Consider the following 5,158-nt stretch of genomic DNA (forward strand, 5'->3'; position numbering starts at 1 on the left):
GCCGGGTCACGGTCCGGGCGGCTCGCGGCGAGCAGCGCGCCGAGCTGCTGGAAGGTGCGCGGCCGCTCAGGGCCCGGGCTACCCGCCGCCGGCCGGGCCGGCCCGACCGAAGACCGGTCTGATCATCGGCATCGCAGTCGCCGTGCTGGCGGTGGCCGGGATCGTCGCCGGGGTGGTCTTCAACAGCGGCGGCGACCACCGGGCGGACCCGACCCCGGACCCCACGGTCACCGCGCCCCGGAGCAGCAGCCCCACGCCGAGCCCCGGCCCCACCGCGCCCACCAGCAGCCCCGCGGCGCCCAAGCCCCTGCCGGCGGTCAAGAGCACCGTCCCCGACCCGGAGCACGCGATCACCGTGCCGGTCCTCGACGGCTGGGTGGTGTCCGACAACCCGCCGCACTCGACGGTCTACCTCGGCACCGACCGCTACACCTGCCCGGACGGCAGCTCCTGCATCCGCGGCCAGTTCTCGGTCGAGAAGGACATCATCCAGGGCACCACGCCCAAGGCCGCCGCCGACGCCCAGATGCCCTCCTACGCCGGGCAGGTCTTCTCCGGCGTCAGCTCGCACACCGACGCCGGCTCCGGGTACATCAGCGTGGCCGGAGTGCTCGGCTACGCCACCCGCTGGCACATCCGCACCACGGACGGCACCCAGGGCTACGTCCTGCTGGCCGCCCTCCCGGCCAAGGGGGGCGGCTACGTGGTCATGGAGGGCGGCGTGGACGACAGTCCGGCCGCGCCGGACTTCGCGGTGCTGGACCAGATCCTCAAGGGCATCAAGCAGGACAGCTCCTCCGGCAGCAGCACCTGACCGCCCTCAGTCCCCGTACCGCTCCCAGAGCTTGGGGAAGCGCTTCGCCATGACGTCCGGGTCGTCGAAGTCCAGCCCCGGCCCGGCCGGCCGCTCGGGCTGCCGCACGCCCACCTCGGGCAGCGGCAGCCCGGTCAGCCGCTCGTACGCCTCGTCGGCGGCGTAGCCGAGGTCCTCGGCCTCGCCGTCCTCCTCCTCGTCGAACTCGGGCAGCAGGTCCGCCAGGTCGTCCGGATCGGTGAGCCCGCCCTCGAAGACCTCCCGGCCCTGGCCGATCAGCCAGGACCGGAAGTAGTCGAAGGTGTCGTCGGAGGCGCCGTCGAGCATCAGGTAGGCCGCGCCCCACAGGTCGTGGCGGTAGGCGCGCTGGAACCGCGCCTGGAACAGCCGGGCGAAGTCGATCACATCGTCCGGGGTCAGCTGGAGGAGCCGTTCCACCAGGATGTCTGCCTGCTCGTCGGGGTCGCCGTCGGCGTCGTCCCGGGTCTCGTCGATGATCTGCCAGAAGTCCGTCTCGTCCATCACCGCTCAAGCATCCCCGTTCGGCCGCGTCCGCGCATGCCGCGACTCGGTGCGACCCGGGACTCGGCGTGTCCGGGGGCCGGGAACGGCGGAACCCCGCGCCGTCCGGGGACGACGCGGGGTTCCGTACGCGGGGTTCCGCGGGGACCTGGTGGGGTCAGAGGCCGAGCTCGACCTCGAACTCGCCGGCCTCCAGGATCTCCTTGACCGCGACCAGGTAGCGGGCGGCGTCGGCGCCGTCCACCAGGCGGTGGTCGTAGGAGAGCGACAGGTAGGTCATGTCGCGGATGCCGATGGCGGTGCCGCCGTCGGCCTCGATGACCACCGGGCGCTTGACGGTGGCACCGATGCCCAGGATGGCGACCTGGTTCGGCGGCACGATCACGGTGTCGAACAGCGCACCGCGGGAGCCGGTGTTGCTGATGGTGAAGGTGGCGCCGGACAGCTCGTCCGGGGTGATCTTGCTGTCGCGGACCTTGGTGGCCAGCTCGGCGGTCTTCTTCGAGATGCCGGCGATGTTGAGGTCGCCCGCACCCTTGATGACCGGGGTCATCAGACCCTTCTCGGAGTCCACCGCGATACCGATGTTCTCGGTGTCGAAGTAGGTGACCGTGCCCTCGGCGTCGTTGATCCGGGCGTTGACGACCGCGTGGACCTTCAGCGCCTGGGCGGCGGCCTTGACGAAGAACGGCATCGGGGAGAGCTTGACGCCCTCGCGGGCCAGGAAGCCCTCCTTGGCCTTGGCGCGCAGCGACATGATCTTGGTGACGTCCACCTCGACCACGCTGGTCAGCTGGGCCTGCTCGTGCAGAGCCTTCAGCATGTTGTCGCCGATGACCTTGCGCATGCGGGTCATCTTGACCGTCTGGCCGCGCAGGGCGGACGGCGAGGCGGCGGCCTTCGGCGCGGCGGCCGGGGCGGCAGCGGCGACCGGGGCCGGAGCGGCCTTGGCGGCCTCCGCGGCGGCGATGACGTCCTGCTTGCGGATGCGGCCGCCGACGCCGGTGCCGGCGACGGAGGCCAGCGCGACGCCGTGCTCGGCGGCGAGCTTGCGCACCAGCGGGGTGACGTAGGCGTCACCGCTGTCGGCCACCGGAGCGGCCGGAGCGGCAACCGGGGCCGGGGCGGCGACCGGAGCCGGGGCGGCAACCGGGGCCGGAGCGGCAACGGGCGCCGGGGCGGCGACCGGGGCCGGCGCCGGGGCAGCGGGAGCCGGGGCGGCAACCGGAGCCGGAGCCGGGGCGGCCGGGGCAGCGGGGGCCGGAGCGGCGACCGGAGCCGGGGCGGCAACCGGGGCCGGGGCGGCAACCGGGGCCGGGGCGGCGGCGACGGCACCGGCGGCGCCGATCAGCGCGAGCTGGGCGCCGACCTCGGCGGTCTCGTCCTCGCCGACCAGGATCTTCACCAGGGTGCCGGCGACCGGCGACGGGATCTCGGTGTCGACCTTGTCGGTGGAGACCTCGAGCAGCGGCTCGTCGATCTCGACGGTGTCACCCTCGGCCTTCAGCCAGCGGGTGACGGTGCCCTCGGTGACCGACTCGCCCAGCGCGGGCAGCAGCACCGGGGTGGCGTCGGCGGCCGGCGCGGCGGCGACCGGGGCCGGGGCGGCGACCGGAGCCGGCGCCGGGGCGGCCGGGGCAGCGGCGACCGGGGCCGGGGCGGCGACGGGCGCGGCCTCGACGGCGGGGGCCGCGGCGGCGACCGGGGCGCCCGAGCCGTCGTCGATGATCGCCAGCTCGGCGCCCACCTCGACGGTCTCGTCCTCGGCGACCTTGATCGAGGCCAGGATGCCGGAGGCCGGGGCCGGGATCTCGGTGTCGACCTTGTCGGTCGACACCTCCAGCAGCGGCTCGTCGACCTCGACACGCTCACCCTCGGCCTTCAGCCAGCGGGTGACGGTGCCCTCGGAAACGCTCTCGCCCAGCGCGGGCAGTGTTACTGAGACCGCCATGGTTTCAGCGACTCCTATCAAGTCTTGCGTACGGGAGGTACTTGCGTACGGGAAGTACCGGGAAGGGGGGTGGGGCGTGATCAGTCGTGCGCGTGCAGCGGCTTGCCGGCCAGCGCCAGGTGCGCCTCGCCCAGGGCCTCGGACTGGGTCGGGTGCGCGTGGATGAGCTGCGCGACCTCGGCCGGGAGGGCTTCCCAGTTGTAGATCAGCTGGGCCTCTCCGACCTGCTCGCCCATGCGGGCGCCGACCATGTGGACGCCGACCACGGCGCCGTCCTTGACCTGGACGAGCTTGATCTCGCCGGCGGTCTTCAGGATCTTGCTCTTGCCGTTGCCGGCCAGGTTGTACTTCAGGGTGACGACCTTCTCCTTGCCGTACAGCTCGACGGCCTTGGCCTCGGAGATGCCGACGGAGGCCACCTCGGGGTTGGAGTAGGTCACGCGCGGAACGCCGTCGTAGTCGATCGGCACCGGCTTGAGGCCGGCCAGGCGCTCGGCGACCAGGATGCCCTCGGCGAAGCCGACGTGGGCCAGCTGGAGGGTCGGGGCGAGGTCGCCCACGGCGGAGATGGTGGGCACGTTGGTGCGCATGTACTCGTCGACCAGGACGTAGCCGCGGTCCATCGCGACGCCGTTCTCCTCGTAGCCGAGGCCGGAGGAGACCGGGCCGCGGCCGATGGCGACGAGCAGCAGGTCGGCGTCGATCTGCTTGCCGTTCTCGGTGGAGACGCGCACACCGGTCTCGGTGTACTCGACGCCCGAGAAGCGGGCCTTCAGCTCGAACTTGATGCCGCGCTTGCGGAACGCGCGCTCCAGCAGCTTGGAGGAGTTCTCGTCCTCCAGCGGGACGAGGTGCGGCAGCGCCTCGACGATGGTGACCTCGACGCCGAAGGACTTCCAGACCGAGGCGAACTCGACGCCGATCACGCCGCCGCCGAGGATGACGGCCGACTTCGGGATGAAGCCGAGCTTCAGGGCGTGGTCGGAGGAGATCACGCGGTTGCCGTCGATCTCCAGGCCCGGGATCGAGCGCGGCACGGAGCCGGTGGCCAGGACGATGTGGCGGCCCTCGATGCGCTGGCCGTTGACGTCCACCGAGGTCTGCGAGGAGAGCTTGCCCTCGCCCTGGATGAAGGTGACCTTGCGGGAGGCCACCAGGCCCTGGAGGCCCTTGTACAGGCCGGCGATGACGTCGTCCTTGTACTTGTGGACGCCGTTGATGTCGATGCCCTGGAAGGTGGCCAGAACGCCGAACTCGGCGGCCTCCTTCGTCTCGTCCGCGATCTCCGCGGCGTGCAGGAGCGCCTTGGTCGGGATGCAGCCGCGGTGCAGGCAGGTGCCGCCCAGCTCACCCTTCTCGACCAGGGCGACGCTCAGGCCCAGCTGAGCGGCGCGGAGCGCCGCGGCGTAACCGCCGCTTCCGCCTCCGAGAATGACTACGTCGAAAACGGTGCTGGCGTCGTTCGCCACGTCACGTCCTCCATGCATGGGGTGGGTCGCCGGGCCGGTCGCGGTCCGGTGGGTCGGAAGCCTTTGTGGGGCGCCCAGTCGTGCCGGAAATACATCTTCGCACTTGTTCACGGTGGCTGATGTCCGGGTCCGCCCCAGGGGTGTCCCGCGGAGCGGTCACCGGGGCGGGAGCACCCCCGACGGAAGGGCATCATCGCAGCTCAGCGCGGTGTTGACAGCCGCCGGACGGGCGTCTTCCGCGTTGCTCGTCACAGCTTCTTCCGTACTGCGGAACAAAGTTTCGCCCGCAGCGAACAGAGGTGCGCCACGGCCGCCGGTCCTACTCGCAGGTAACCGGGCCGGAACGACGGCGGGGCCCGGCGCACACGCGCCGGGCCCCGTCGCAGCGGGTCCTGGACCAGG

Annotated in this window: 4 protein-coding genes; 1 reads left to right on the plus strand and 3 read right to left on the minus strand. The window is 72.3% G+C overall.

Going from position 1 to position 5,158, the window contains the following annotated elements:
* Nucleotides 1–814: hypothetical protein (locus tag ACIQOV_RS26500; RefSeq protein WP_401052541.1), on the plus strand; the 814-nt coding region annotated here is incomplete at its 5' end.
* 6 nt (nucleotides 815–820) lie between these two features.
* Here ACIQOV_RS26500 and ACIQOV_RS26505 read toward each other — a convergent pair.
* The 3 genes from ACIQOV_RS26505 to lpdA all read right to left on the minus strand — a co-directional run bounded on the left by ACIQOV_RS26505 (nucleotide 821) and on the right by lpdA (nucleotide 4,774).
* Nucleotides 821–1,336, minus strand: coding sequence for a DUF4240 domain-containing protein (locus ACIQOV_RS26505; protein WP_401052546.1), 516 nt, complete (start codon nucleotides 1,334–1,336; stop codon nucleotides 821–823).
* Between the two features lie 157 nt (nucleotides 1,337–1,493).
* Nucleotides 1,494–3,287: a 2-oxoglutarate dehydrogenase, E2 component, dihydrolipoamide succinyltransferase gene (sucB, locus tag ACIQOV_RS26510; protein WP_401052543.1), complete on the minus strand. Its 1,794-nt coding sequence runs from the start codon at nucleotides 3,285–3,287 to the stop codon at nucleotides 1,494–1,496.
* A gap of 80 nt (nucleotides 3,288–3,367) precedes the next feature.
* Nucleotides 3,368–4,774 carry a dihydrolipoyl dehydrogenase gene (gene lpdA / locus ACIQOV_RS26515; RefSeq protein ID WP_359897017.1) on the minus strand — a complete coding sequence of 469 codons (1,407 nt, stop codon included), beginning with the start codon at nucleotides 4,772–4,774 and terminating at the stop codon, nucleotides 3,368–3,370.
* Nucleotides 4,775–5,158 lie beyond the last annotated feature (384 nt).

The organism is Kitasatospora sp. NPDC091257, assembly GCF_044757675.1.
In the GTDB taxonomy this organism is placed as follows: domain Bacteria; phylum Actinomycetota; class Actinomycetes; order Streptomycetales; family Streptomycetaceae; genus Kitasatospora; species Kitasatospora lactacystinica.

Excerpts from the sequence above, each read along its gene's own strand:
- ACIQOV_RS26505 (WP_401052546.1), bottom strand. The coding sequence starts at position 1,336 with ATGGACGAGACGGACTTCTGGCAGATCATCGACGAGACCCGGGACGAC.
- sucB (WP_401052543.1), bottom strand. The coding sequence starts at position 3,287 with ATGGCGGTCTCAGTAACACTGCCCGCGCTGGGCGAGAGCGTTTCCGAG.
- lpdA (WP_359897017.1), bottom strand. The coding sequence starts at position 4,774 with ATGCATGGAGGACGTGACGTGGCGAACGACGCCAGCACCGTTTTCGAC.